The 873-nt window shown below is 46.4% G+C and carries 2 rRNA genes; both read left to right on the top strand.

Features of this window, described 5'->3' with window-relative positions:
- Positions 1-413 (top strand): 16S ribosomal RNA (locus OZ002_RS13280); the annotation flags it as partial.
- 344 nt (positions 414-757) lie between these two features.
- Positions 758-873: ribosomal RNA gene (locus tag OZ002_RS13275) — 23S ribosomal RNA — on the top strand; the annotation flags it as partial.

Genomic DNA, 873 nt, shown 5'->3' with positions numbered 1-873 from the left:
CATCATTCAGTTGGGCACTCTAGCAAGACTGCCGGTGACAAACCGGAGGAAGGTGGGGATGACGTCAAATCATCATGCCCCTTATGACCTGGGCTACACACGTGCTACAATGGGAAGTACAACGAGTTGCGAAGTCGCGAGGCTAAGCTAATCTCTTAAAGCTTCTCTCAGTTCGGATTGCAGGCTGCAACTCGCCTGCATGAAGCCGGAATCGCTAGTAATCGCGGATCAGCACGCCGCGGTGAATACGTTCCCGGGCCTTGTACACACCGCCCGTCACACCACGAGAGTTTGTAACACCCGAAGTCGGTGAGGTAACCTTTTGGAGCCAGCCGCCTAAGGTGGGATAGATGATTGGGGTGAAGTCGTAACAAGGTAGCCGTATCGGAAGGTGCGGCTGGATCACCTCCTTTCTAAGGAATATTACGGAGACTACACAATTTGTTTTTACTTTGTTCAGTTTTGAGAGGTTTACTCTCAAACACTTTTGTTCATTGAAAACTGGATATTTGAAGTAAATGTAAGTAATACAAACCGAGAACACCGCGTTGAATTTGAAAGCTGAACAAATTGTTTAGCCTGAAGCAAAATAGGCGGACGGCCATAAAATCTTTGATTTTATGAGACGATCGATCTTTTTGCCGTACAGGCTGATTTGTGAGCTGGATAGAGTTTTTTAATAAGTTCAATTGCTTATTTTCTTGATCTAACTTCTATCGCTAGAAGAAGGATCAAAACCCAACCGTAAGGTTGATAAGGTTAAGTGAATAAGGGCGCACGGTGGATGCCTTGGCACTAGGAGCCGATGAAGGACGGGACTAACACCGATATGCTTTGGGGAGCTGTACGTAAGCTATGATCCAGAGATTTCCG

This window comes from Enterococcus sp. E4-150 (assembly GCF_035726465.1).
GTDB lineage: Bacteria > Bacillota > Bacilli > Lactobacillales > Enterococcaceae > Enterococcus_B > Enterococcus_B faecium.
The sequence above is the reverse complement of the archived record's forward strand: the minus strand, read 5'-3'. Positions and strand labels throughout refer to the sequence as shown.